Source organism: Rhodoferax mekongensis, assembly GCF_032191775.1.
Classification (GTDB): domain Bacteria; phylum Pseudomonadota; class Gammaproteobacteria; order Burkholderiales; family Burkholderiaceae_C; genus Allorhodoferax; species Allorhodoferax mekongensis.
In genome coordinates this window covers 3,520,184-3,546,455 of the sequence record NZ_CP132507.1, presented here as the reverse complement: position 1 = coordinate 3,546,455, position 26,272 = coordinate 3,520,184, and the positions used below count along the sequence as shown (strand labels likewise).

23 protein-coding genes and 1 tRNA gene are annotated in these 26,272 nt (G+C 60.4%); 11 read left to right on the top strand and 13 right to left on the bottom strand.

From position 1 onward, the window contains the following. Nucleotides 1–34: 34 nt before the first annotated feature. The 3 genes from RAN89_RS16920 (at nucleotide 35) to RAN89_RS16910 (ending at nucleotide 3,259) form a co-directional block, all read left to right on the top strand. Nucleotides 35–562: a deoxycytidylate deaminase gene (locus tag RAN89_RS16920; RefSeq protein WP_087497232.1), complete on the top strand. Its 528-nt coding sequence runs from the start codon at nucleotides 35–37 to the stop codon at nucleotides 560–562. A gap of 23 nt (nucleotides 563–585) precedes the next feature. Next, nucleotides 586–1,491 (top strand): KPN_02809 family neutral zinc metallopeptidase, encoded by a 906-nt coding sequence (ypfJ, locus tag RAN89_RS16915; RefSeq protein ID WP_313867388.1) that lies wholly within the window; start codon nucleotides 586–588, stop codon nucleotides 1,489–1,491. 268 nt (nucleotides 1,492–1,759) lie between these two features. Beyond that, nucleotides 1,760–3,259, top strand: a complete 1,500-nt coding sequence (locus RAN89_RS16910; RefSeq protein ID WP_313869428.1) for a DEAD/DEAH box helicase — start codon at nucleotides 1,760–1,762, stop codon at nucleotides 3,257–3,259. A gap of 15 nt (nucleotides 3,260–3,274) precedes the next feature. Here RAN89_RS16910 and RAN89_RS16905 read toward each other — a convergent pair whose 3' ends face one another. Further along, the gene (locus RAN89_RS16905) at nucleotides 3,275–4,129 is read right to left on the bottom strand and encodes a symmetrical bis(5'-nucleosyl)-tetraphosphatase (protein ID WP_313867387.1); all 855 of its coding nucleotides are present in this window, start codon (nucleotides 4,127–4,129) and stop codon (nucleotides 3,275–3,277) included. Between the two features lie 24 nt (nucleotides 4,130–4,153). Between RAN89_RS16905 and RAN89_RS16900 the strand changes: the two genes are divergently transcribed. Continuing rightward, nucleotides 4,154–5,455: a hemolysin family protein gene (locus RAN89_RS16900; protein ID WP_313867386.1), complete on the top strand. Its 1,302-nt coding sequence runs from the start codon at nucleotides 4,154–4,156 to the stop codon at nucleotides 5,453–5,455. 11 nt (nucleotides 5,456–5,466) lie between these two features. Here the strand turns inward: RAN89_RS16900 and RAN89_RS16895 are convergent, their stop codons facing one another. After that, entirely contained in the window at nucleotides 5,467–6,237 is a 771-nt protein-coding gene (locus tag RAN89_RS16895) for a YdcF family protein (protein ID WP_313867385.1), read from the bottom strand. Between the two features lie 118 nt (nucleotides 6,238–6,355). On the opposite strand from RAN89_RS16895, the gene RAN89_RS16890 reads away from it, so the two are divergent. The 4 genes from RAN89_RS16890 to RAN89_RS16875 all read left to right on the top strand — a co-directional run bounded on the left by RAN89_RS16890 (nucleotide 6,356) and on the right by RAN89_RS16875 (nucleotide 9,419). Continuing rightward, complete coding sequence (locus tag RAN89_RS16890; protein ID WP_313867384.1) at nucleotides 6,356–6,763, top strand: response regulator; 408 nt, start codon at nucleotides 6,356–6,358, stop codon at nucleotides 6,761–6,763. 196 nt (nucleotides 6,764–6,959) lie between these two features. Further along, nucleotides 6,960–7,562 carry a response regulator gene (locus tag RAN89_RS16885; RefSeq protein WP_313867383.1) on the top strand — a complete coding sequence of 201 codons (603 nt, stop codon included), beginning with the start codon at nucleotides 6,960–6,962 and terminating at the stop codon, nucleotides 7,560–7,562. A 57-nt stretch (nucleotides 7,563–7,619) separates the two neighbouring features. Continuing rightward, a complete protein-coding gene (locus tag RAN89_RS16880) occupies nucleotides 7,620–8,801 on the top strand; it encodes a sensor histidine kinase (protein ID WP_313867382.1) in 1,182 nt (393 codons plus the stop codon). A gap of 6 nt (nucleotides 8,802–8,807) precedes the next feature. After that, a complete protein-coding gene (locus RAN89_RS16875; RefSeq protein ID WP_313867381.1) occupies nucleotides 8,808–9,419 on the top strand; it encodes a response regulator in 612 nt (203 codons plus the stop codon). Nucleotides 9,420–9,498: 79 nt separating this feature from the next. Here the strand turns inward: RAN89_RS16875 and RAN89_RS16870 are convergent, their stop codons facing one another. Genes RAN89_RS16870 through RAN89_RS16860 form a run of 3 tightly spaced genes read right to left on the bottom strand, consistent with a single transcriptional unit; the run spans nucleotide 9,499 to nucleotide 13,549 of the window. Beyond that, on the bottom strand, nucleotides 9,499–12,051 hold the full coding sequence (locus RAN89_RS16870) for a sensor histidine kinase (RefSeq protein ID WP_313867380.1): 2,553 nt from the start codon (nucleotides 12,049–12,051) through the stop codon (nucleotides 9,499–9,501). 17 nt (nucleotides 12,052–12,068) lie between these two features. Continuing rightward, nucleotides 12,069–12,440, bottom strand: a complete 372-nt coding sequence (locus RAN89_RS16865) for a response regulator transcription factor (protein ID WP_313867379.1) — start codon at nucleotides 12,438–12,440, stop codon at nucleotides 12,069–12,071. Next, the gene (locus RAN89_RS16860) at nucleotides 12,437–13,549 is read right to left on the bottom strand and encodes a sensor histidine kinase (RefSeq protein WP_313867378.1); all 1,113 of its coding nucleotides are present in this window, start codon (nucleotides 13,547–13,549) and stop codon (nucleotides 12,437–12,439) included. The genes RAN89_RS16865 and RAN89_RS16860 overlap by 4 nt, the downstream gene beginning before the upstream one ends. A 226-nt stretch (nucleotides 13,550–13,775) precedes the next feature. On the opposite strand from RAN89_RS16860, the gene RAN89_RS16855 reads away from it, so the two are divergent. From RAN89_RS16855 to RAN89_RS16845, 3 genes are read left to right on the top strand one after another with little or no spacing between them, the layout of a single operon-like run. Then, nucleotides 13,776–14,288 (top strand): putative pterin-binding protein, encoded by a 513-nt coding sequence (locus RAN89_RS16855; protein WP_313867377.1) that lies wholly within the window; start codon nucleotides 13,776–13,778, stop codon nucleotides 14,286–14,288. 34 nt (nucleotides 14,289–14,322) lie between these two features. After that, nucleotides 14,323–16,722, top strand: a complete 2,400-nt coding sequence (locus RAN89_RS16850; RefSeq protein WP_313867376.1) for an ATP-binding protein — start codon at nucleotides 14,323–14,325, stop codon at nucleotides 16,720–16,722. Nucleotides 16,723–16,735: 13 nt separating this feature from the next. Further along, nucleotides 16,736–17,920: a hybrid sensor histidine kinase/response regulator gene (locus tag RAN89_RS16845; RefSeq protein WP_313867375.1), complete on the top strand. Its 1,185-nt coding sequence runs from the start codon at nucleotides 16,736–16,738 to the stop codon at nucleotides 17,918–17,920. A gap of 52 nt (nucleotides 17,921–17,972) precedes the next feature. Here the strand turns inward: RAN89_RS16845 and RAN89_RS16840 are convergent, their stop codons facing one another. The 8 genes from RAN89_RS16840 to RAN89_RS16805 all read right to left on the bottom strand — a co-directional run bounded on the left by RAN89_RS16840 (nucleotide 17,973) and on the right by RAN89_RS16805 (nucleotide 26,174). Then, nucleotides 17,973–18,326 carry a hypothetical protein gene (locus RAN89_RS16840; protein ID WP_313867374.1) on the bottom strand — a complete coding sequence of 118 codons (354 nt, stop codon included), beginning with the start codon at nucleotides 18,324–18,326 and terminating at the stop codon, nucleotides 17,973–17,975. Between the two features lie 31 nt (nucleotides 18,327–18,357). After that, entirely contained in the window at nucleotides 18,358–19,200 is an 843-nt protein-coding gene (locus tag RAN89_RS16835) for a class II glutamine amidotransferase (RefSeq protein ID WP_313867373.1), read from the bottom strand. 191 nt (nucleotides 19,201–19,391) lie between these two features. Further along, nucleotides 19,392–19,467 (bottom strand) — tRNA-Thr (locus RAN89_RS16830). A 34-nt stretch (nucleotides 19,468–19,501) separates the two neighbouring features. Continuing rightward, complete coding sequence (locus tag RAN89_RS16825; protein WP_313867372.1) at nucleotides 19,502–20,533, bottom strand: class 1 fructose-bisphosphatase; 1,032 nt, start codon at nucleotides 20,531–20,533, stop codon at nucleotides 19,502–19,504. Nucleotides 20,534–20,556: 23 nt separating this feature from the next. Then, nucleotides 20,557–23,271, bottom strand: coding sequence for an aminopeptidase N (gene pepN / locus RAN89_RS16820; protein ID WP_313867371.1), 2,715 nt, complete (start codon nucleotides 23,269–23,271; stop codon nucleotides 20,557–20,559). Next, nucleotides 23,255–23,929, bottom strand: coding sequence for an HAD family hydrolase (locus RAN89_RS16815; protein ID WP_313867370.1), 675 nt, complete (start codon nucleotides 23,927–23,929; stop codon nucleotides 23,255–23,257). The genes pepN and RAN89_RS16815 overlap by 17 nt, the downstream gene beginning before the upstream one ends. A gap of 2 nt (nucleotides 23,930–23,931) precedes the next feature. Then, a protein-coding gene (gene prfB / locus RAN89_RS16810) for a peptide chain release factor 2 (protein ID WP_313867369.1) occupies nucleotides 23,932–25,036 on the bottom strand; the annotation gives its coding sequence in 2 pieces (ribosomal slippage) (nucleotides 23,932–24,954 and nucleotides 24,956–25,036; 1,104 coding nt in all). 52 nt (nucleotides 25,037–25,088) lie between these two features. Next, nucleotides 25,089–26,174 carry an ABC transporter ATP-binding protein gene (locus tag RAN89_RS16805; protein WP_313867368.1) on the bottom strand — a complete coding sequence of 362 codons (1,086 nt, stop codon included), beginning with the start codon at nucleotides 26,172–26,174 and terminating at the stop codon, nucleotides 25,089–25,091. Between the last annotated feature and the right edge of the window lie 98 nt (nucleotides 26,175–26,272).

The following is a 26,272-nucleotide window of genomic DNA, read 5'->3' as shown; positions in this document are numbered from 1 at the left end:
TGCGGTGCTAGACTGACAAAAACCACTGCATGCTATGAAAAACGACTCTCTGATTCACTGGCATTCCATGTTCATGGGCGTGGCGCTTCTGGCAGCCGCCCGATCCAAAGACGCCCGCAAGCGCAATGGCGCGTGCATCGTCGGCCCGGACAACAAGATTTCCGGCGTGGGCTACAACGGCCTGCCGCGTGGTTGCGACGACCACGATGAGCATTACTGGCAGGACGACGACAGCGATCCGCTCAACTCGCGCCACAGCTACATCGTGCATGCCGAGCAGAACGCCATCCTGAACTGCACGTCCTTGCCGCTGCATGGCTCCACCATCTATGCAACCCAGTACCCCTGCCCGCGATGCGTGCAGTCCATCATCCAGGTCGGCATCAAGCGCGTGGTGTACCTGGACAAAAAAGCACACCAGGAGCGCGTGAACGCCGCTTCCGAAAAGATGCTGGCTGATGCCGGCGTCGAGATTGAATCCCTGCAAGCCTTGCAACCCGAGTCAGCGGAATGGTCTGCGGAGCTGGCGCAGTTCATTGAAACCTCCACAACAAACCGTTAACCACTGCGGGCGAAAGACAGAACATGAAATGGGAAGGCAACCGCGAGTCCGATAACGTGGAAGACCGCCGTAATGGCGGTGGCGGGGGCTTCCGTGGCGGCAGTGGAGGTGGGCTCGGTCCCCTGGGCGCACTGCTGAGCGGACGGTTGGGGGTAGGCACCATCGTGATCGCCCTGCTGGGCGGATGGGTGCTGGGTATCAACCCCTTGACGATTTTGAGTGCCTTGAGCGGCGCAGCGCCCACGGCGCAGGTGCAGCAGGCACCGGCCCAACGGCCGCCGGCCGATGACAAGATGGCCAAATTTGTGTCCACCGTGCTGGCGGATACGGAAGATGTGTGGGGTGAGGTCTTCTCCAAAGGCGGCGGCACCTACCGCAATCCCAAGCTGGTGCTTTTCCGCGGATCCACGCCCACCGCTTGCGGCCAGGGTCAGAGCGCCATGGGGCCCTTTTATTGCCCTGCGGATCAAAAGGTCTATATCGACCTCGGTTTTTACGAGACCCTGCAAAAACAATTGGGCGCGCCGGGTGACTTTGCGCAGGCCTATGTGATCGCCCATGAGGTCGGCCACCACGTACAAAACCTGTTGGGCATCAGTGCCAAGGTGCAGGAAGCCCGTGGGCGCGCCAGTGAAGCCGAAGGCAACGCCCTGAGCGTGCGCCTGGAGCTGCAAGCCGATTGCTTTGCCGGTGTCTGGGCGCACCACGCCAACAACGCCCGCCAGCTGTTGGAAGAGGGCGATGTGGCGGAGGCCATGAATGCGGCCGCCAAAATCGGTGACGACGCTTTGCAGCGCGGCGCAGGGCGTGCCGTAGTGCCGGAGAGCTTTACCCACGGTAGCAGCGCGCAGCGCCAGCGCTGGTTCGACAAGGGCCTGAAAACCGGCAGCGTCAAGGGCTGTGACACGTTTTCCAGCCGGTCCATCTAGCCCCCAGGCTCCGCCGCTTTGCGGGTCGCTCCCCCCAAGGGGGCGGATTCCCCTTGGGGCGGCCCGGCGGGGAATCTAGCCCCCACACTCCGCGGGTGCGCGTAGTGGAAATCGCGAACTAGAGGATAATCGAGGTTTGCCCTGACTTCCTTTGGGCGACCCGCTATCGGATGGATAGCACTCTTTATGGCTATGCCTTACCGATTTGATCACTGAATTGACTCCCACTCCCGTGACCTCCAACGAGCTCACCGCGGACACGCCCACCATGGCTTTTGCCCAGCTGCAGCTGGCCAATCCTCTCGCCCGCGCAGTGGCGGAGATGGGCTACACCACCATGACGCCTATTCAGGCGCAGGCCATCCCTGTCGTGCTGACCGGGAAAGACGTGATGGGCGCCGCCCAGACCGGTACCGGCAAAACTGCCGCATTCGCACTGCCTTTGCTGCAGCGCCTGATAAAGCACGAAAACGCTTCCACCTCTCCCGCCCGCCACCCCGTACGCGCTTTGGTGCTGTTGCCAACCCGCGAGCTGGCTGACCAAGTGGCTCAGCAAGTCAAGCTGTACGCCAAGTACACCAACCTGCGCAGCGCGGTGGTGTTCGGTGGCATGGACATGAAGCCCCAGACCCTGGAGCTCAAAGCCGGTGTGGAAGTGCTGGTGGCGACCCCCGGCCGTTTGCTGGACCACATCGAAGCCAAGAACGCGGTGTTGAACCAGGTCGAGTACGTGGTACTGGACGAAGCCGACCGCATGCTGGACATCGGCTTCCTGCCGGACCTGCAACGCATCCTGAGCTATCTGCCCAAGACGCGGACCACCTTGCTGTTCTCGGCGACCTTTTCGCCCGAAATCAAGCGACTGGCGAGCAGCTACCTGCAAAACCCGATCACGATTGAAGTGGCGCGCTCCAACGCCACAGCTTCCACCGTGGAGCAGCATTTCTACCGCGTCAACGACGACGACAAGCGCCACGCCCTTTTGCAGATCGTGCGCAGCAAAGACATCAAGCAAGCCTTTGTGTTTGTGAACAGCAAGCTCGGTTGCGCCCGCCTGACCCGTGCCCTGGAGCGCGATGGTCTGCGTGCTGCGGCCCTGCACGGCGACAAGAGCCAGGACGAGCGTCTGAAAGCACTGGAAGCCTTCAAAAAAGGCGAAGTGGACTTGCTGGTCTGTACCGATGTGGCCGCCCGCGGTTTGGACATCAAGGACGTGCCCGCCGTGTTCAACATGGATATTCCGTTCAACGCAGAAGACTATGTGCACCGCATCGGCCGTACCGGTCGCGCCGGCGCCTCCGGCCTGGCGGTGAGCTTTGTCGGTGGCGGCAACGATGCCCGCTTGGTGGCGGACATCGAGAAGCTGATCAAGACCAAGATTGAGCTCGAAGCCGTGGAGTTTGACGAAGACCGTCCGGACATCCGCAGCCAAGGCCGCATCAATGATGGCCGCCGCATGTACGCCGAGAACGGCGAGCAAGCCCGGGGTCCCCGCAGCGAAGGCCGTGGAGACAGTCGCGGTGAAGGCCGTGGCCGCAGCCATAGCAATGAGCGCGATGACGCCTACCGCACCCGCGCACCCCGCGAATACAGTCGTCCCGCTCCTGCGCCGCGTGATCCCTTCTTTGACAAGCCCTACGAGCCCAGCGCCCCTGCGGCTGAAGCACCTGCTCCTTCTTGGGAGTCTGCGGCCAAACCTTCCAGCCGCGGCATCTCTGCCAACATCAAGCCCAAGCGCAAGGTCGCGGCACTGTTCAAGTCCGCCTGACCGGAAGTTTCGTGCTCAGTCCCCGGGAGCCTGGGACTGGGCGCACTTCACTTGCAGCAACTCGGCGTCCAGCCCGCCCGATGCAGCGGGTGCGACACGCAGTGCACTGAGGCATCCGCCCCACACGCAACCACTGTCCAAGGCAAAGGCATCAGGGCGGTTCAACCAGCCCAGCGTGGACCAATGGCCGAAGGCCACTACATCGCCTGCGGTTTGGCGGTTCGGCGTATCGAACCAGGGCACATAGCCCTCAGGCGCCTCTGTTAGCCCTCCCGAATGCGCGAACTCCATGGTGCCCTCGGGCGTGCAGTAGCGCAGGCGTGTGAGCGCGTTGACGATCAACCGCAGCCTTTCTGCGCCTTGCAAGCTGTCATCCCAGGTGTCAGGGCCATTGCCGTACATCTGGCGGAAGAAGCCTGAGGCATCCGGACCTTGAAGGGCGGCTTCGACTTCTGTGGCGAGTGCTATGGTTTTGGTAGCTGTCCACGCAGGTAGAACGCCGGCATGGACCATTAATAGTTTTGTATCCCCCACTTTCTCCAACAGAGCCAGCTTCTGGTGATGCAGCCAGTGCAGCAGGGCAGGGGCGTCGTCGGCCTGCAGCAAATCGGTGAGGGTGTCTTTCTTTCCGGGTTTGCGCACGCCGTAGCTCACGGCCAACAGGTGCAGGTCGTGGTTACCCAGCAGGCAGCGGGCTGAGGCGCCGTAGCGCATCAGGCGGCGCAACACGTCCGCCGACTCGGGGCCACGGTTCACCAAGTCGCCCAGCAGGTACAGGGTGTCGCGGCTGGGGGAGAAGTCGATCAGTCGGGTGAGTTGTTCCAGTGCGCTGTCGCAGCCCTGGATATCACCGATAAGGTACATTGCCATGGTCTCGATTCTCGCTTGGCTTTCATGGATTTCCTGCTCATTCTTGTCCTTACCCTGTTGAACGGCGTGTTCGCCATGTCGGAACTGGCGCTGACGGCCAGCCGCAAGGTCAGGCTGCAAACCATGGTCGAGACCGGAGACAAGGGGGCCAAGGCAGCCTTGGCCCTGCTGGACAACCCGACGCAGTTTTTGTCCGTGGTGCAGGTGGGCATTACCTCCATCGGCATGCTCAACGGCATTGTGGGTGAGGCCGCGTTCAGTGACGGGGTTGCGCAGTGGTTGTCTCACCACTTCACCATGTCACAGCGGGTGGCTGAGGTGTCTGCCACCGCATTGGTAGTGACCGGCATTACCTTCATCACCATCCTGTTCGGCGAACTGGTACCCAAGCGCATCGGGCAGCTATACCCTGAGACTGTGGCGCGTGCACTGGCTATACCCATGACCTGGGTTGCCACCGGCGCCAAGCCTTTTGTGAAACTGCTGGCGTACGCCACGCAGGCCACCTTGCGCTTACTGCGCCTGAACGCCACCGACAACCGTGCGGTGACTGAAGAAGAAATCTCGGCCAGCCTGGAAGAAGGTGTGGACGCCGGCATCATTGAAGAGCACGAGCACCAGATGGTGCGCAATGTGTTCCACCTCGACGACCGGCCCCTGACCAGCATGATGCTTCCCCGTGTAGACATTGCGTGGATGGAGGCCAATCTCAGCGTCAAGGCGGCGCTGGAGCTAGCAGGTGATAGCCGCGAGCACCATGGTCACTCCTGGTACCCCGTGTGCCGCGGCTCGCTGGACAACGTGGTGGGTGTGGTGAGCGTGTCCCGCCTGTTGGCCATGGGGCCCGGTTACACCGGCACTGTGGATTCCCTGGCAGAGCAGGCGGTATTCGTGCCGGAGACGCTGACCGGTATGGAGCTGATTGAGCAGTTCCGCGTCAAGTCGGCGCGCATGGTGTTTGTGGTGGACGAGTACGGTGTGGTGCAGGGTTTGATGACGCCGCACGACCTGCTGGAAGCCATTACCGGAGAGCTGCAGCCCGATGCGCAGGAACAGGCCTGGGCCACCCTGCAACAGGACGGCCAATGGATGCTCGATGGCCTGATGCCGGTGGGTGAACTCAAAGTCCGCCTGGACATTGAGGACGAGTTGCCGGACGAAGAGCGCGGCCGTTACAACACCCTCGCTGGCTTGTTGATGGCGGTCACCGGCCAGCTACCCCAGCCCGGTGCCAAGATTGTGGTGGGCGAGTGGACCTTTGAGGTCGTGACGCTGGAAGGCCGCCGCATCGATCAGGTGCTGGCGCGCAAGGTCATCCCGGCTTAAACCGCGCGGATCTACAGCCGGCCCGTGAGGCGGTATGCCGCCAGACCGACCAGCTCGTTGAGCACCAGCTGCCAGTCAGAGACACCGCCTAACAGGGAATAGCGGGTCCAGATCGTCACGTCTTCGGCGCGGTAGTCCACCGGATACGCAGTGACATTCCAGCCCGCTTTTTCAAACGTGGCCATGGCGCGAGGCATATGCCAGGCGGAAGTCATGAGCAGCCAGCGGTCTTGCGGGTTCACTCCGGGGACCTTGGCGGTAAGCACGGCGTTTTCGTAGGTGTTGCGGGACTCCGCTTCATAGCGCACTTGTGTGGCAGGAATACGAAAGCTCTCATAAAACTGCCGGGCACGCGCTGCTTCACTCGGGCCACCGCCTGCCGGATCGCCTTCACCACCGGTATAGACCAGGGGCAATGCCGGGTGACGTAATGCCAGCGCTGCAGACACCGCCAAGCGTTCCCCGCCATCATTGATCAACGGTTGCGAGTGGCTTTGCTGCAAGCGCCCGGCCGCCGTACCCCCGCCCAGCACCACCACGCCTGCGTAGGCGGACAAGTCGGCTGCCGGCGCAATTTCCGGGTAGCGGGATTCCAGCTTCCGTATCAACAACTCGGGCAAGGGTTGCCAGCCGATCAGCGCCAGTAGAAGCCCGCCAAACCCCAACGCACGCCGGGCCAGCAGAGGCCGCTTCGCGGAGAAAAGCCACGCCAGCGCCAAGCCCAGCAGCAACCAGGTCAGTGGCTGCGTGAACCAGCCCACGATTTTTGAAAAGATGAACATAAAAGCTATTGATTCGAACTGGTGATCTAAAAAATCAATCGAAATGAGTGATCACAGCTAGTGTAAAAATTCGAAATATTTATTAAAGTCTTCAAATGCATTGATTTGAATAAATGAAATGAAAAAGACAATTTTGTCCGTTGAGGACGGGGTGGGGCTGCGACGATTAATCCGGATGACTCTGGAATATATGGGCTTTCACGTATTGGAGGCCGCGGATGGAGAGGAAGGCTTGTCAATGGTGCGTGAACATCGCCCTGACCTTGTACTGATGGATGTCCGAATGCCGGGCATCTCTGGTCTGACTGCATCAGCCGTTATGCGTTCAGATCCGGAGCTGAGCTCCATCCCAATTGTTATGTTGACTGCCGCAGGCGCCACATCTGACATCGCAGCTGGCATGGCGTCCGGTGCCAAAGCTTATCTAGTTAAACCATTTCAGCCGGTTGAACTTATCGAAGTTGTCACTCGATTGATCGAAGAGGCCGATCCCGCTTTTGCGGCACTACCCGGCATTGAGTATTGATCCCTTCGTAATTTTGCTGTTTATGGGCTGCGCATGTTGAAAGCCCCATCTTTTGTCAAACCATTGGAGTCAATTATTTGATTATTTTGGTTTTTGCATTCATAATTGATTAAATGATTCGAAATATCAATTTCGTTTGTTTGTGTGCTGAGTTTGGCATGCTTTGCAGATCAAATTGCAACTGGAGCACCTAGATATGACCGTAGAACGCGACGTTTTGACGACCCAGCAGGCGGCCAAGCTCTTGGGCTTGTCGACCACCTCCGTCCAGAAGATGGTGATCAACGGGGAGCTGGACGCCTGGATCACCCCCGGTGGCCACCGGCGCATCTTCCGCAGCAGCGTCGATCAACTGCTGAACTCGCGCAATGCCGGTTTGGCGGGGGTAACTGGCAATCGTCCCCTGCGTATCTTGCTGGTCGAAGACGACCCGGTGCAGATTGCTTTTTTCAAGGCACTGCTGGCCCGTATAGGCCACTCGGTGCAGCTCACCATCATCAATCAGGCAGAGCAGGCGCTAGACCACATTCGCGCCCTGCGGCCTGACCTGCTCGTGACCGATCTGGTGATGGAGCCCATGGATGGCTTTACTTTGGTACGGGTTTTGGGTGAAGAGCCGGGCTTGGATAGCCTTGATGTGATTGCACTGACTGCCATGTCGCAGCAGGAGATCACCGCCGATGCACGCCTGCCTACGCGCGTGGTGCGATACCAGAAACCATTGAGTGCCGACCGCCTTTGCGGCTATCTCGATGCGCTCACGGTAAAGCTGCTGGAACAGGAGGCACTTTGCGTTTGAGGATTGCTATTATTTTGATAGCTTCTCGCGCATATTCCACGAGCGCTATGCATTGATTTGACTATAACTACTGATCTGCAACCCACCGGCACCTTTGCCATGACACCTGTCTGCCCCCATAGCATTTCCAGCCCTTTGCAGGGTGCAGTAGATGCTGGCCTGCTGCTGTGTGAGCAGCCCGAGGTCCATGCTGAAGTGGAGTCTCTGCGTGCGCAAGTACGGCTTGTGCAGAGCCTGCTGGATGCCTGCGACCACGCGGTGCTGACGATGTCCAGCGCCGGCGAATGTGTACCCGCCAATTCCCTGGCAGGCATATGGTGGCCACAAGCCTGCGGGAAAGAGCGGGATGAGTTGCGGCAGTGGGCCTTGTCAGCACCCGGCCTCATTGCGGAGTGCACACGCATCTGGACCCATGGTGGCCGCAAGGTCTTGGCTGTCAAGCGTGTGCACGTGGAGCCCTCAGTTGCAGCGATCTACCTGCGCGACGTCACCCAAGCCCACGATATAGACCGCATGAAGTCGGACTTCTTGTCCGCTGCGGCCCACGAGTTGCGCACCCCCTTGGCCAGCATTTACGGTTTTGCGGAGCTGATGCTGGTCCGCACTTTGGGGCCTGAAAAACAGAAAGAACTGCTGGGCACTATCCACCGGCAGGCCAAGTCCCTGATCGATTTGATCAATGAGTTGTTGGACTTGTCCCGCATCGAGGCCCGTCAGGGCAAAGACTTGAACATCGTGAGTTGCCCCTTGGCAGCGCTGGTGGAAAGTACGGTGAGCGGGCTGCATTACAAAGCCGACAAGCACCGTCTTGTGTGCGACCTGCGTCATGGCGCATTGAGCGTGTTGGCTGATCCGGAGAAGACCCGCCAAGCCCTGCTCAATGTGCTTTCCAATGCGGTGAAGTACTCCCCTCAAGGGGGTACGGTCACCATCTCCACAAGCTTGAGGGGCCTGGCAGGGCAGCAACAGATAGGCGTACAGGTGCGGGATGAAGGTATGGGCATGGATGAGGCCCAATGCCGCCGTGCATTCGAACGTTTTTACCGCGCCCAGCCGCTGGGCGATATTCCGGGCACGGGTTTGGGCCTGAGCCTGGTGCAGGAAATCATGCAGTTGCAGCAAGGTGAAGCCGAGCTCAGCAGTGTGCCTGGTGCCGGTACGACTGTCACCTTGTGGCTCCCTGCGCAAGCGCTGTTGCCGGATGACGCGGCGACAGCCGACCCCCATTTGATGCACTAAAAGGCCATGCGAAAAATCCCGAGCAACGATGAACTCATGACCACCCGCGAGGTGGGCGAGGTGCTGGGTGTGGCCGTGCGCACGGTGCAGCTGTGGGTGGAGTCCGGCGTGTTGCCGGCCTGGCGTACAGCCGGTGGACACCGTCGCATTGCCCGTAGCGCTGTGGAACGGCTGACCCGCGAGCGGGCGGACATGCTGGCGCCCGTGGTGCACGGCGCGACTGCGCCGCCCACGCGGGCTTTGCGCCTCTTGGTGGTGGAAGACGACGCAGACTTGCGGCAACTCTTTTCCATGATGGTGGAGGGCTGGCGCTTCCCCGTAGAGCTCAGTACCGCCAACGATGGTTTTCAGGGCTTGGTGCGCATCGGGCAATGGATGCCGGACATGGTAGTCACCGACCTCAACATGCCGGGCATGAACGGTTTTGAGATGGTGCGCTCGCTCAAGATGGCGGGCGCCGAATACGCCAACCTCCAGGTGGTGGCCGTCACCGCACTGAGCGCGGGCGATGTGGCAGACCGGGGAGGTCTGCCGGAAGGCACCGTGGTGTTCCAGAAGCCGGTGGATTTTTCGGCGATAGAAGACTTGGCCCGTAACCGGCAGATGACCCTGCGCTAGCGGCTGTATCAGTCATCAGCTGCCGCCGCGCTTGCTGCGACAGTGCCGTCAGACCTCAGCTGCTTTGTCTCAGGGGGTCTTAAGCCTCAGCCAAGGGGATCCACAAACTGGCTGTGGTGCCTTCGCCGAAGGTGCTTTGCAGCGTGGCGCGGCCCTTGTGCAAGTCAGCGATTTCTTTCACCAGGCTCAGGCCCAAACCCGTGCCCGGAATATTGCCCGAGGCATCGGCGCGATAGAAGCGCTCGAAGGCGCGCTCCAGTTGCTCCGGTGTCATGCCTATGCCCTGGTCACGCACATCAATGACGGCATAGCGCACACCCTCATCCTCTTCCGTGCGTACAGAGAGTGTCACGTCCCCGCCTTGCGGGGAATATTTGAACGCATTGGCCAGCAGGTTGGTCAAGGCCTGTTGCATCTTCTCGGGGTCCATCAGGACTTGCAGGGGAGGCAGGGTGTCGTACAGCACCGGGCGGTCAGTGTCCTTGAGCATCAGTCCCTTGATGCAGTTTTCCACTGTTTCATTCAGGGGATGTGCTGCAATCTGCATGTCGAGACCGCCGCGGGACTCAATGCGCGCCAGGTCCAGCAGTTCGTTCAACATCTTGACCAGCAAACCTGATTGGCGGTGAATGGTCTGCAGCATGTCGGTCTGCCGCTCCGGCGTGAACTTGCGGCGCGTCAACAGCTCGGAGAAGCCGAAGATGCTCACCATGGGCGTACGCAGCTCGTGCGCCGCTGCAGTAAGGAACTCGCTCTTCATGCGGTCCACCTGGTCTTCGTGCGTCACGTCGCGGAAGTAAAGAATGGTCTCGCGCCGTCCAGCTTCGTTCCGGCGTGACCGCGCTTGCACCACGCGGCGTTGCGGTCGGGCCAGTTGCAGCTTTTCTTCCCAGGATGCATCGGGTTGGTCGCCCCGCATGGTTGGGAGGGCCTGGTTCTCATCGCACAAGGCGAGCAGTTGTTGTTCAAACTGCGAGAGGCTTACAGGTGTGGATGCATGTTTGCCCAGACCGGTCATGCGCTCAAACGCAGGGTTGGCAAACACCAGCTGGTCTTGCGCATCAAACATCACAAAGCCGTCGGGGCTCAGGCTGAAGATGGCGTCCAGCTGGGCGCGCCTTTCGGCCATGGCCTCCTCGGCACGCACCCGCGCGGTGATGTCCGACACGATGCCTACAAAGTGCGTCAACGTGCCTTTGTCTGACATCACTGGCGACAAGGACACCTCAGCAATTTGGACATCGCCGTTTTCCAGCTCGCGGTGGATGGTGACATTGGCGTTGCGGTGTTCGCGCACGGCCTCCATCAGTTCGCGCACACCCGGGTCGTCTGCATTCTTGCCGCGCAGCAGCGCCAGGCTTTCGCCCAGAATGTCCCATCGGGGCAGGTTCACAAACTTCTGGAACGCATCGTTGATATAGACGATGGGCTGGTGTTCCATCTTGCCATTGGTAATGAACACGGCGTTGTGGCTACTGGCCAGCGCACGTTCGTAGAGTTCGGAGGTTTCTTGTGCGGCCCGCTCGTCGGTCAGGTCGCGGACGATACAGGCGTAGCGCAGGGTTTTGTCGTTCTTGACTTCTCCCAGACAAATTTCTACCGGGAACAAGGTTCCATCTGCTCGGGTGCCCGTGAAGTCATGGCGTGTGACCCGGCTGATACTGAGGATGTGTTCCATGCCCTGACCGAACATTTCGTGCAGGGCTTGCTCATTCAGACCGGGAACGCAGCATTCGATGACTTGACCGAGCAGCTCGTCTTCCGTACGTCCGAACATGCTGGAGGCAGCCGGGTTGGTGGTGCTGACGCGGCCGAACTCATCCAGCCCGATGATGGCCTCTGCAGCCGTGTTCACGATGGCCTGCACGCGGTTGACCTGCAAGGCCATGCCACGGCTTGCCTGGTTGATGGCTGCTTGAAGCAGGCTTACCTCTACGCTGGCTTTGGGCAGGTGGACCTCGTCACCCATTCGCAGGGGAATCTGGGCTGCAAACTCGGTAAGTTCGCGCACCGGAGCCAAGGCCTTGCGAATGATGAGGTGCAGGCACAGCATGACGACCCCCATCAGGATCAACGCCATCCAGAAGGACTGCAACCACAGGCGTTGCAACTCGGCGTCGCGATTCTCCAGGCTGTAATCAACGCGAACCCAAACGTTATTCAGCGTGTTGTCTTTGTCGACTTCCTGCCAGGCTACAAAGTGGTCACTGTCTAGCCCGCCAGTGGGCAAGCCGCCGGCCACTACCGAGTTGCCCAGGCTTTTGCCAGTGTCCACATGCACGCCGTCATGCGCACGGGTCACTTCCATCAAGTTCACGCCATCGGGCTTGTATATGCTGATGCGATCGATGCCAGGAAGCTGCACCGCATCAATCGCATTGGACTGCAGTGCATTGAGGCGCTCGGCAATAAGTGCGGCCGAGCTGCTGCCGGCCACCATGCGCGCCACGGAAGTGGCATTGGTCTGCGCGACTCGCAGGGTCTCGTTCGCGATTCGGTGGTAGGTGTAGGCGTTATACGCCACGGTCAACAGCACCATGACAGCCAGGGTGGCTCCCATGATGATGGTGCTGATGCTGTAAGGGGCCGTCAGATGACGGCGGACCCTTGGCAACCAATCCGGATGGCTCATGGCGCAGCGCCCTTTGCTTATGGGACCAGGCGGTCTACGGTATCGAGCAGTTCGATCGGACTGAAGGGTTTGACCAGGTAGGCGTCACAGCCGGCTTCGTGTCCACGCTCAATGTCCGTTTTCTGGCCCCGTGCAGTAAGCAGGATGACCTTGGTGTTGCCGGCCAGTGCGGGGTCTGCTTTGACCTTCTCGCAGACCTGGTAACCGTCCAAGGCGCCAGGCATCATCACATCCAGCAGGATGAGCTGGGGGCGCAGCTTCTGGGCCACGATCCACGCGGTCTCACCGTTGTCGGCTTCATAGAGATCGAAGTCCTCGCTCTCCATGGTCATCAAGATGAGTTTGCGGATATCGGGCTGGTCATCCACGATCAGGGCTTTGCGTTTCATGTTGCGTCTTCCTTCTTGCGACGTTGCATCAACTGGGCGAGGTCTGCGGCGTAGCGCTGGGCCTGTTCCATATCCAAATTGGCTTGTCCGCGCTGGGGTGCGCCCGTGGGGAACTGGATCATGACCCGGGTGTCCTCGCCGTCCACAATCGACATGCGCATGCTGCCTCCATGCAACCCGACGATGCGGTTCACCAAGGGTAGCCCGAGCCGGCCGTTGGCTTGCGTGGGGCTGCGGGCAGCGAACAAATCGCGGGTTTCAATGCCTTTGTCTTCGGGGGCGATGGCGCCCTGGTTGCGAACACTGATCAGTACATGCTCACCAGTCAGGGTGTAACTGATCTGTACAGCGCAATCCACGCCAGCCTTGACCTCACGGCGTGAGTGGGTCAGGGCATTGTCAAAGCATTCGTACAACGCGCGCTTGATCAGTCGGGCATTGCCGTAAATGGGGGGCAAGGTGCCATTCGGGGGCTTTACTTCAAACCGAACGCGGGCTTGCATTGCCTTGGGTTTAAGGTCCGTCAGCGTTTGCTCTACCAGCGCGCCCAGGTCCATGCGGTCATCCATTAACATGGCTTCTTCCCCGAACACGGCGAGAAGGTCCGCCAGGCGCCGTAGCCGCTCTTTGAGCTCGTCTGCGGCCAGTTCCAGCCGGTTGCCCTCTTCGCTTTCGGGAAGCGATCCCAGCAAGCCTGTCAGCTTGCGGATGGGAGGGCCAACTTCGTCTTGCAAGAGCTCAATGATCTGGTGCAGCCCCATGCGGCTCTGCGCGCCCGGGCCAGCCTGCGCTTCGTCTTTTTCTTCCGGCAACGCCACGAAAGCGATATCCAGGCCGGACGGGCCTGCCATGAACTGCCCTTTGAGTTTCTTGCCGTCTGCCACTCCAACCTCGGCGGTATAGGGGAGTTTGACCCTGCCTAGCGTGATGGCCTGGGCCAAGTTCTTGATCACGATGCGCCCGCTCATCGCTTCGACCGGCTTGCCGGGATGCAGACGCGCTGCGCGGTTGGCAAAGGTCGCCACACCGTTGACTCCGAACGTAATCATGGGCAAGGGCATCGCGTCAAAAAGTGCGTTGACCGACGGTTGATGGAAGTTGGTTGCCATGGTCAGGATCTCTTGAAGCAGACTTGGTTTTTTTCTAATGTATCAAATTTATCAAAAAATACAAGCAAAATAAAAATAAACGTTTTTACTTGTAGGGGTCGATCTTGCGCTGAAGCGATGGTTGGCTTCTTTATGTAATTGTTGTTTTTTTGCGTTTTAAATATTTATACCAATTAAGTTGTATTTATCGTATTATTGGATATATTTCGTAAAAAGGAGTGATTGCATGCATACCTTGATATCCCGTTTTGTCACCTTGTCCTTGTCTGCAGTGTTGGTGGCTGGTGCCGCCTCTGCGCAGGCCTTGGAACCTGCCAAGGGCAAAGTCATTCTGACCATTTCTGGCAAAGTTGGGGAGAAGAATTCCCCCGGCGGCGCCGCGTTCGATCTGGCCATGATCGAAAAACTGCCCCAGCAGAAGTTCAGTGCCCAGACTCCCTGGGACAAAAAGCCCATCGCTTTCCAGGGACCTCTGCTCCGTGACGTGCTTGCCGCAGCCAAGGCCAGCGGCACCACGTTGAAAGCCGCAGCACTCAATGACTACCAGACCACCATTCCCGCAGACGATGCCAACAAGTTCGACGTGATCCTTGCCTACAAGATGAACGGGGAATTGATTCCTGTTCGTACCAAGGGCCCGTTGTTTATCGTCTACCCGTTTGACAGCAAAGCAGAACTGCGCTCCGCGACTTACTATGAGCGCTCTGCTTGGCAACTCAAATCCCTGACGGTCGAGTAAGCGGCGTCAGGCCTGCATCAAGGAAGGAGCCCCCGTGCTCAAGCCCACCCCCATGCATCTCAGGCGTATCTGGCTTTTGCTGGCTACAGTGCTGTCGGTTGCGATCGTGGGCTTCCTGATAGTTCAGGCAAGCAATGAACTTCGGGATGCGCGCAAGCGCCAAGCGGAGTTCACGGAATCCTTCGTACCTTCAGTTTTTCAGCTGGAGCGGGAGTACTTGCGATTTGCTCACCAAGTCGAATTGGCATCCCATGAACACGGCACGCCCAACACCGATGCGCTGAGCATGGCTCTGGACCTCGTCCTGAGCCGCTTGGAGGTGGTCGACAAGTCGCTGGCCGCGACAGAGTTCCGTAAGACAGATGCGTATGTCATGGCCCATGCCGAGTTGCAGCGTGTTCTGCAACAGGCGGATGCCGCTGTCGGCAAGGTACCCCAGAGTGCGCAAGTCTGGGCTGCACTCTACAAGGAATTGCAGGCACTCGCACCCGCCATGAATGCGCTCACCATGCGCTCGTCCCTGATGATGAGTAATCAGCAGGAGGTCGCACTTGGCCGAAGCGTGGACAGTGCGGTGGCCAAATTGCGTTTGATGGCCGGCTTGCTGGTGCTCTTGCTGGTATCTGCGGCGGTCATCGGAGTGCGCCAGGGTCGGGTGGAGCGGGAGCGCCTGCGTCTGGAGCAATTGCATGAGCAGATGCGCGCCGCCAATGAAAAAGCGGATGCTGCCAATGCCGGCAAGTCCCAGTTTCTGGCCAACATGAGCCACGAGCTGCGCACACCACTGAACGGCATGCTCGGTATGTTGAGTCTTTTGGAGGCCACACCGGTCAATGCCCAACAGGATGACTATATCCAGACAGCCAACCGTTCAGCCAAACATCTCCTGAGTTTGCTGAACGATATTCTGGATGCATCCGCCCTGGAGGCCGGGAAGATGACGCTCAAGCCCGAGAGCGTGCACCTGCCCTCGTTGGTGAGCGATGTACAAGCGTTGATGCGCCCTGTGGCGCTGGAAAAGCGTCTGGTGTTGAGTGTGAAGGCTGACAAAGACCTCCCCCGTTGGGTGATGGCCGACGGCACGCGGGTCAAGCAGATCATGCTGAATCTGGTGTCCAACGCACTCAAGTTCAGCGAGCACGGTACCGTATTGGTGGAAGTGTTTTCACCATCCGTTGACGGCCTCAAGATTGGCGATGATGTGGCCGTCAAAATCCGCGTCACCGATGAAGGCATGGGCATGTCGGCCGATGTGCTGGCCAAGTTGTTCCAGCGCTTTGAGCAGGGCAATGCCAGCAGCGCACGTCGCCATGGCGGCACGGGCTTGGGGCTGGAGATTTCCCGCAACCTGGCGCGCCGCATGGGGGGCGATATTGAGGTCAGCAGTGTGGAAGGCAAGGGCAGCGTGTTTACTGCCATCTTGTGCCTGCCGCTAAGTAACCCGCCCAGCGAGCAAACCACCGACGCTGTGACCGCGCGACGGGAGCCGGGTACTCCAGGTTTGAATCTGGTGGTCGCCGAAGACAATGCCATCAACCGCAAGTACATGTCGGCCCTGTTGGGCAACATGGGGCATTCCGTCCGTTTTGCAGAACATGGCGGCATCGCCCTGCAAGAAATCCAGAGAGAAATGCCCGATCTGGTGCTTATGGATTTGCATATGCCGGAGGTGGATGGCCTGCAGGCCACCGAGGCCATCCGGCAATTGCCAGCACCCTTCTGCGAGCTGCCCATCATTGCCCTGACAGCGGACGTGTTTGAAGAGTCCAAGGACCGCGTAACGGCTGCTGGCATGGACGGCTTTTTATCCAAACCGGTCAATGTGCATGAGCTGGAAAAACTGCTGGTGCGGCGCTTCGGGTTGCGAGGCGCCTCGTTGGCCATGCCGGCAGCAAAAGCGGCAGCCAAAGTACAGCCCGCGGCTGCAGCAGCGCCAGCAGCAGCACCTCAGGCTGCGGACATCGCCACACCCATGCAAGCGGAGGCATCGTCTACCGCCTCTGCACCTGTGGCTGAGGAAGCTGTGCCCGCGCCAGCACCCGCACCGCGTCAGCCGCGCCGGCGCTTCCGACCCGGGGACGTGGCCGAGCATTTGAATATGGCCATGATCGGAGAGCTGTGTGTCGGGGTGACCTTGCAGGGCTACCAGTCGCTGCTGGACGGCGCCATGCGCACGGACGCCCATTGCTACTCGGACCTGCTGGCGGCCCTGGAGCAAAACAACACGGGAGATTTGCTTGAGCTGGGTCACTCTTTCAAAGGCGTGACCGCCAGTTTGGGCCTGGCTGCTCTGTCGCGCTTGGCGCTCACCATCGAGAAGCAGGGCCACGGATTCAGCGCCGACGAATGCAAGCAGCACGCAGAAAGTCTGCGGGAGTGCTGGAACACCACCCACGCCATCTGCGCCCGCATGGGCCTGATTGTTTCTTCCTGAAAGCGGGGTCGTTGTGAGCGCGGTTTTGGCGGGTGCGCGTGTGCCCACGATTCTGGTGGTGGATGACAGCGTCTCTGTACGCCAGCTGACCGCCAGTGTGCTGCGTCGCGAGGGATTTATCGTGCTGGAGGCGGGCGACGGCCGCGAGGGCCTGGATACGGCTTTGCGTGAACAGCCGGACGTGATTTTGTGTGACATCCACATGCCGGTGCTGGACGGTTGGGATCTGGTACGGGAAGCCCGGAGCAGCGAATCGCTAGGGACCACGCCGGTACTGATGCTCACCTCCGACAACGACCGCGTCAGTGTGCGCCGCGCCATGGCTGCGGGCGCAGACGACTACCTCACCAAGCCTTGGACGCAGGCAGAGTTGCTCTCCGCAGTTGCTTCCTTGCTAGAGAAAGCGAACCGCTATAAGGCAGATGCAGACCGGGCCCAGGAGCAGCTGCGCTCTGCGGTACTGGCGACCATTCCCCATGAACTGCGCACGCCCATGGTCAGTATTTTGGGCTCTACCGAACTGTTGTTGACCCGGCGTGACCGCTACTCGCCCGAGCGCGTGCAGGGCATGCTGGAAGACGTGCACAGAAGCGCCAAGGCACTGGCGCGCATCATCAGCCGCATGATGGACTGGGCCGAACTCAGCGCCGCCCAGAGCCATGCCGATGCCGGCAGCCCCTCACACCGGCTTGATATCGCCTATGCGGTGCAGGAAGTGTTGGCCAGTCAGGCCTTTGCGAGCGAAGTGCAAGCCGTACTGAAGGTGCCGGCGGAAACGGCGTCTGGCGTATTTGCGGGGCATGCGGTGCAAACCCGCCTGGAGCCCGGGCATGTGCAATGCTGGGCGCCGGACTTCCACAAAATCCTGACCGAGCTGCTGGTGAATGCCCTGCGTTTTTCCAAGCCGGGCCGGCCGGTCGGCATCACGGGCAAGCCCTTGGGCCACGAGGCTTACCAATTGGAAATCGCCAACCTTGGTGTGGCCATGCCCGAGAAGTTCATGGCGCAGATCGGCGCACTCTCACAGGCGGACCGTGAAGTGCATGAGCAGCAGGGCATGGGTCTGGGTCTCGCGATCGGCCAACTGGCAGCACGGCGCAATGGTGCATTGCTGCAAGTCACCCGCTTTGATGGCATGCCCACCGTGGTGCGACTGACATTCCTGCAGCACGGGGTTGAGCAGAAAAACCTGTTCTAGCGCCCGCGTAATATGCGCGAGCAGCTAGCAAAAATATAGCAAACGTTCTGACTCAAGTCTGCGACATCGGGGCGCTTTGGGCCACGCGTGGGCTGCTGCCTTCCACGACTTGCACGACCACCTTGTGAACCACATAGCCTTCGGGCAGGTCCAGATAACCGCGGGTGTTCAGCAGGCGTGACACTTCCACTTTGGGCTTGGCGTCTGCCAAGGCGGCAGGTTGGTCCAGCGGCATTTCGCGCAGCTCGCCGTTTTGTTCGCCCAACACCATGAATTGCAGTTTGCCCACGAGCTTGCGGCCTTTGTTGCTCAAGCCCAGTTCGTAACGCAAGCGGTTGGGATAGCCCGAGACTGCGCCAATCCGGAAATTGTCGATACGCAGGCCAGCCGGGTCTTCAGGGGGCAAGGCCCTCAGCACCACAAATAGCCCGCAGCGGTCAGGGTTTTGCTTGTGTCCGCATAGACACCGTGGGCACCAGAAAGCGCTCCACCGCGGGGTTCACGCGTGCGTGGGCCAGCTCGCCGCCCACGTAGACCCGGAGCTCGCCGGTTTGGAGTGCTGTCCAAGGCTCATCGACGGTGAGCGGCTCCGTGGCGACCACCACCATGCGGTCGTTCGTGCCATTCACGGCGCTGAGGTCCATCTCCACATCCACGTCCACCAGCCGTGCTTTGGGGAAAGGATGTTGCCGGTTCACCTCGTACAGCGAGCTGGAGCAATGCACAAAAAGGGCGTCGCCGTTGGTCAGGGTGAAATTGAAGTTGCCATGCCGCGTGATGGGCGCTATGGCCTCAAACAACACTTCGGCAACCTCCGTCCAAGCCGGAGGGCGCACGCAATCCTTGAACGCCCGTGACAGTACCTGCATCAGGTAGCAGAAGGCACGCTCGCTGTCGGTGCTGCCGATAGGGAAATAGGGGCCGCTCAGCTCGGGGTAGTAGTTGCGCAGATCGCCGTTGTTGGCAAAAAACCAGGTCTGCCCCAGCCACTCGCGCTGGAAAGGGTGGCAATTGGCCAGGCCCACTTCGCCCTGGGTTGCCTTGCGGATGTGGGCCACCACGGTTTTGCTTTTGATCTCATAGCCCTTCACGAACCTCGCCAAGGGGGATTCATAAGCCGGCTTGTCGTCGATAAACAGCCGGCTTCCCGTGGGCTCGTAAAACGCAATGCCCCAGCCATCCACATGGTCTGAGGTGTGCCCGCCGCGCTCGGAAAAACCCGTGAAAGAAAACTGGATGGAGGCGGTGGAGTTGCAATTCATGCTGAGCAGCTGACACATGGAGTAAGAACGCTTTCTGAAAATCCAGGAAAACGCAATTTTCTGGTTGCTGCTAGGGCATGGGAGTTATCTTTGTCCCGATATTTCGGGTTTTTGCAGTATCGATGTTTCGTTTGTGCGAGGTTCGTAGAACATAAGTTCTGCAAGCAAAGAAAAAGCCCCTGGTCTTGCGACAAGAGGCTTTATGGAGGTGGTGCCGGAGAGATGAATCGAACACCCGACCTTCTCATTACGAATGAGCTGCTCTACCGACTGAGCTACACCGGCAAACCGAGCCCGACATTATATCGGGCGGGGGTGATCAAGCCGTGTGTTCGGCGTGGTAGCGGACAACGCGTTCCACTTCGTTTTTCGAACCTAACACCACACTCACGCGCTGGTGCAATTGGGTGGGCTGGATGTCCAGAATGCGCTCGGTGCCGGTAGACGCAACACCGCCAGCCTGTTCGATCAGCCAGCCCATGGGGTTGGCTTCGTACATCAGACGCAGCTTGCCGGGTTTGCCGGGTTCGCGCTTGTCCCAGGGGTACATGAAGATGCCGCCACGGGTCAGGATGCGGTGCACATCAGCCACCATGCTGGCGATCCAGCGCATGTTGAAGTCTTTGCCGCGCGGGCCTTCCTTGCCTTCCAGGCACTCGTCGATATAGCGCTTCACCGGGGGAGCCCAGTGGCGCATATTGCTCATGTTGACGGCGAATTCCTGGGTGTCTTCCGGCACGCGCACGTTTTCCTGGGTCAGCACAAAAGAGCCTTGCTCGCGGTCCAGGGTGAACATGGCGACGCCATCGCCCACGGTCAACACCAAGGTCGTTTGCGGCCCGTAAATGCAGTAGCCCGCAGCAACCTGGCGGGAACCGGCTTGCAAAAAGTCCTGTTCGCTCACGGTAGGGCCTTCCGGGTCCTTGAGCAGCACGCTGAAAATGGTGCCGATGCTGACGTTCACATCGATATTGCTCGATCCGTCCAGCGGATCGAACATCAGCAGGTATTCGCCTTGCGGGTAACGGTTGGGCACGGTGTAAATGCCCTCCATCTCCTCGCTGGCCATGGCGGCCAGGTGTCCGCCCCACTCGTTGGCCTCGATCAGCACTTCGTTGGCGATGATGTCCAGCTTCTTCTGGATTTCGCCTTGCACGTTTTCGCTCTCTGCCGCACCCAGCACGCCGCCCAGGGCGCCTTTGGTCACAGCCAGGCTGATACTTTTGCAGGCGCGCGCCACCACCTCCAGCAAAAGGCGCAGCTGGGGCGGAATGGTGCCCTGGCCGCTTGCGCCCTGGCTGCCACGCTGCTTCTCGATGAGATAGCGCGTGAGCGAAATGCGTTGTGTCATGAAGAGTCCCTAAGTTGTGTAAATCAGTCGGCCAGCGCGCGGTCCACGACTTCGCGCACGTCGTTGCTCAAGTCGGACTTGGCAGCCACGCGAGCCAGCGCTTCACGCGCAGCGCTGCGGTAGGGCTCGGCCAGCTTCTTCCAGCGGTCCAGCGCGCGCGCCAGCCGGGCAGCCACCTGCGGGTTGATGGCATCCAGCTCGATCACCCGGTCCGCCCAGAACACATAACCGGCCGCATCCGCACGGTGGAATCCACCGGGGTTGGCATTGCAGAAGCTGAAGATCACGCTGCGGGCGCGGTTGGGGTTCTTGAGGTTGAAGTCCGGATGGGCCAGGAGCTGGCGCACGGCGGGCAGCACTTGGCCACCGCGGTCGCTGGTGCCAGCCTGCAGGGCAAACCACTTGTCCAGCACCAGCGCCTCGTCCTTGAACAAGGCGTGGAATCGTGCGAGTGCGTTGGCAGCCAGTGCATGGCCACAGTTCACCAGTGCCTGCAGGGCGTTGAAGCGGTCGGTCATGTTGCCGGCGTCCTTGAAGCGCTGCAGCGTCTTGCCGGGCCAGATCTCGTCGCCGCTGTGCGTGGCCGCCAGGCACAGGAAGTTGAGCGCCATGCCTGCCAGTGCACGGCGGCCGCTGGAGACCGGGTCGGGGCGGTAGCCACCGTTGTTCTCGTGCACAGTAAAGGCCCATTCCCAATCAGCGTGCAGGGCCGTGGCCAGTTGCATGCGCATGGTTTCGCGCACCGCGTGAATGCGCTGCGGGTCCACCATGTCCAGCTGCTCGGCGATGTACGTCTCGGACGGCAGTGTCAGCACCAGTTCCTTGAACGCAGCATCCAGCGTGGGGTGACGCAGCACAGCGCGCATGGCGTCAACGTAAGCATCATTCAGCGGCTTGGCGCCCGTGGAATCTGCGGGAGCAGCTATGGAATTAATAGCACTGCGCAGGGCCAGGCGTTGACCGGCTTCCCATCGGTTGAACGGGTCAGGGTCATTGGCCAGCAGTGCCAGCAACTGGGCGTCGGTGTAGTCAAAGTCCAGCACCACCGGTGCGGAGAAACCGCGCAGGATGGAGGGCACGGGCTCTTCCACCACGTTCTGGAAGGTGATGCTCTGGCTGGTTTCAGTCAGCACAAACAGGTGGCTGTCGCCCACGGCCTGGCCGTCCAGTGTCAAAGGCAGGGCGGCGCCGCTGGCAGCACCCACCAGACCCAGGCTCACGGGAATGACCAAAGGCTCTTTGACTGGCTGGCCCGGCGTGGCTGGGCAGCTCTGGTTGAAGTGCAGGGTGTAGGTCTGGGCCGCAGCGTCGTACTCGGCGCGGGCTGCCACGCGGGGCGTGCCGGCCTGGCTGTACCAGCGCTTGAACTGGGGCAACAGGTTCGCCAGTGGCGAGCCGGGGTTGGCATCGGCAATGGATTGTGCGAAGTCGTCGCAGGTCACGGCCTGTCCGTCAAAGCGCTCGAAGTACAGCTTCATGCCGCGCTCAAAGCCTTTGCGGCTGGTGAGCGTTTGCATCATGCGCACGACCTCGGCACCCTTTTCGTAGATGGTGACGGTGTAGAAGTTGTTGATCTCGATGTAGCTGTCAGGCCGCACCGGGTGGGCCATGGGGCCCGCATCTTCGGGGAACTGGGCGGTGCGCAGCACGCGCACGTCCTCAATGCGTTTTACCGCACGGGCGCTGGGCTCGGCGCACAGGTCCTGGCTGAATTCCTGGTCGCGGAACACGGTCAGGCCTTCCTTCAGGCTCAGCTGGAACCAGTCGCGGCAGGTGATGCGGTTGCCAGTCCAGTTGTGGAAGTACTCATGCCCGACCACGCTTTCGATGTTGGCGTAGTCCACATCGGTGGCGGTGGCCTGGTTCGCCAACACGTATTTGGTGTTGAAGATGTTCAGGCCCTTGTTCTCCATGGCGCCCATGTTGAAGTCGGAAGTCGCCACGATCATGAAGCGCTCCAGGTCCAGCGGCAGGCCGAAGCGGGCTTCGTCCCAAGCCACGCTGGCCATCAGGCTGTTCATGGCGTGTTCGGTCTTGTCCAGATCGCCGGGGCGCACAAACACTTGCAGCAAATGGTCTTTACCTGCGCGGCTGGTGATGCGCTGCTCGCGCGCCACCAGTTGGCCGGCCACCAGGGCAAACAGGTAGCTGGGCTTTTTGTGCGGATCTACCCACTTGGCAAAATGACGTGCACCATTGGGGCCATCTTCCAGGTCGCCACTGTCCACCAGGTTGCCGTTGGACAGCAGCACCGGGTATTTGGCCTTGTCGGCACGCAGGGTGACCGTGTACATGGCCATCACATCCGGGCGGTCCAGGAAGTAGGTGATGCGGCGGAATCCTTCAGCCTCACACTGGGTGAAGAAGGAGTCGTTGCTCACATACAAGCCCATGAGCTTGGTGTTCTTCACCGGCACGCAGGTCGTGAAAATCTCTAGCGCAAAAGGCTCGTTGCCTTCAGGCAGGTTTTCCAGCACCAGCTGGTTGCCATCCATCTTGAAGCTGGTGCCCTGGCCGTTGACCAACACGCGTGCCAGGTTCAGCTCCTCGCCGTCCAGGCGCAGCGGCTGGGCCTGCACGTCGGGGTTGCGGCGCAAGGTCATCTTGTTGAGCACGCGGGTTTTGGAGGGGTCCAGGTCAAAGCTGAGATCGACGGTGTCGATCCAGAATGCGGGGGCGGAATAGTCGCCGCGGTGAATCACGGCGGCAGGGCCCGAGGCCTCACGAAGATGCAACATGGTGGGTCTCCAAAAAACGGGATGCGATCAAGGCGTTGTAATCAGGAACGATGGCCAGCACGTGCGGGCCCGTCAGTTCATCCGGGTGGTGGCTGCTGGCAATGCCTACGGCGCGCATGCCTGCGCGTCGGGCCGCTTCGATGCCCAGTGGCGCGTCTTCAAACACGATGCAGCGCGCAGGCTCCACGCCCATGCGGCGCGCAGCTTCCAGAAAGATGGCGGGCTCCGGTTTGCCCGGCAGACCTTCGTCGCCACCCACAGTGGTAAGCGGCGCAATCGGCATTTGCAGGTGCTGGTAGGCAAAGGCCTGGTTGTGGCGGTCGCCCGCCGTACCCACGCCCAGCTTGAGGCCGCGGCCATGTGCTAGGTTGAAAAACGCTTTGAACCCCGCCACTTCCGCAAAGATGGGCGAGAAGATTTCGCGGTACACCGCCTCCTTCTCATGCACATGGGCCATGGCGGTGGCCTCGTCCATCTCCGGGTGGTCAAACAAGTCGCGCATGCACTCAATGCCGGTGCGGCCGGTCGTGCGGCGCATCAGGTCATCAATGTCTACCTGCAACTGCTTACGGCGCGCGAACTCCACCCAGCTGTGTTTGTGCGAGGGCATGGAGTCGATCATGGTGCCATCCATGTCGAAAATCAAAGCGTCCAACATGCTCAGATACCCTGCTTGAGGGATGCCTGGATGAACACATCCAAGTCACCGTCCAGCACCTTCTGGGTGGCAGACACTTCGACGTTGGTGCGCAGGTCCTTGATGCGGCTGTTGTCCAGCACATACGAGCGGATCTGGTGGCCCCAGCCTACATCGGTCTTGGTGTCTTCCAGCTTTTGCTGTTCTTCCTGGCGCTTGCGCAACTCGAAGTCGTACAAGCGGCTGCGCAGGCGCTTCCAGGCTACGTCCCGGTTGCTGTGTTGGCTGCGTCCGTCCTGGCATTGCACCACGATGCCGGTAGGGATGTGCGTCAAGCGCACCGCAGAGTCGGTCTTGTTGATGTGCTGACCACCGGCGCCGGATGCGCGGAAAGTGTCGGTACGCACGTCGGCGGGGTTGATGTCGATCTCGATCGAGTCATCAATTTCCGGATACACAAACACCGAAGCAAACGAGGTGTGGCGACCACCGGAGGAATCGAACGGGCTCTTGCGCACCAGGCGGTGTACGCCGGTTTCGGTGCGCAGGTGGCCGAAGGCGTACTCGCCGTCGATCTTGATGGTGGCGCTCTTGATGCCGGCGGTATCGCCGTCGGTCAGGTCTTCCACATTGGCGGTAAAGCCCTTGCGCTCGGCGTACTTCAGGTATTGGCGCAGCAACATGCTGGCCCAATCGCAGGCCTCGGTGCCGCCAGCGCCGGCCTGGATATCCAGGAAGCAGGGCAGGGGGTCGGCCGGGTTGTTGAACATGCGTCGGAACTCCAGGCCTTCAACGATTTCGGTGAGCTTGGCGGTCTCAAGCTCGATGGTGAGCAGGCTGTCAACGTCGCCTTCTTCCTTGCTCATCTCGAACAACTCGGTGTTGTCAGAGAGGTTGCTGGTCAGGTCGTTCAGGGTGACGACCACGCCATCGAGCATCTTCTTTTCTTTGCCCAGCTCCTGGGCTTTCTTGGGGTCGTTCCAGACTGAAGGATCTTCTAGCGATGCGTTGACGGTGCGCAGGCGCTCGGCTTTGGCATCGTAGTCAAAGATACCCCCTGAGTTCCTGGGTCCTGCTGGTCAGGTCTGCCAGGGTGGTGCCGATGAGGTTGATGCGTTCTGCTTCCATGGTGCGGGTCCTGCTTGCTGTGTATGTGGTTAACCCGCTATTTTAGTTGCCATCACCCCGGTGGGCTTTCGCTGGCAAACGTGACCACGTGGTCCACCTCCGGCCGGATGCCAATCCACTCGCCGATGCGGTGGTCGTGGTGGCTGGGCACATGGGCCATGACCAGCTCGCCGGTGCGCAGTTCCAGGGTGTACAGAAACTCGTTGCCGCGAAAGGCCTTGCTGACGATCCGGGCCTGCACCTCCGCCGTATCGTCGTGGACGATGTCATCCGCCCGCAGCAGGATGTCGCAAGGGCCAAGGCTCAGCCGGTCCTGCTCGTGCTGGTGGATTCCGTGCAGTTCGCCCAAGGGCGTGACCACGTGTTTGTGGGTGATGCCGTGTTCCTCGTGCAGCTCGACCCGGGCGGAGGTAAACACACCATGGCCGATGAAGTCGGCCACAAAACGCGTGGCCGGCCGGTGGTAGAGCGTGTAAGCATCGGCCCATTGGTGCAGGCGCCCTTGGTGCATCACCCCGATCAGGTCGCCGATGGCGAAAGCCTCCATCTGATCGTGGGTGACAAACAGCGCTGTGGCACCGGCCGCCTTGAGAATGCTGCGCAACTCCTGGGCCAGACGCTCACGCAAATCCACATCGAGGTTGGAAAAGGGCTCGTCCAGCAAGAGCAAGCGGGGTTGTGGGGCCAGCGCCCGTGCCAGCGCGACCCGCTGCTGCTGGCCGCCCGACAGCTCATGGGGATAACGCGAGGCATGTTCCTCCAGTCCCACCAGATTCAGGACCTCCTGCACCCGTGCCTTGCGCTGGGCCGCAGGCAGGCTATGAATGCCAAAGGCAACGTTTTTGCTGACATCCATGTGGGGGAACAGTGCGTAGTCCTGGAACACCATGCCCATGCGCCGCTGCTCTGGTGGCAGCGTGTGTCCATCACCACTGACGGTGGCCCCATCCAGCGAAATGCGTCCGTCGTGGCTTGCTTCCAAACCGGCAATCGCTCGCAGCAATGTGGTCTTGCCACAGCCGGAGGGGCCGATCAGCACACCGATTTCTCCCGCCCGCAAGCCAAAACTCACCCTCTCCACGGCAAGGGGCTGGGAAGGGCGGTAGCGCACACTAAGGTTTTGGAGTTCGAGGTACATGGGCAAAATTGTAGGTACCTACAATTCTCACTCGCAGCCGTGGGGTTCACCGGGCTGTTCCCTTGTTTTGCAGCACGCTCGTGTCAGCCCCTTCCATC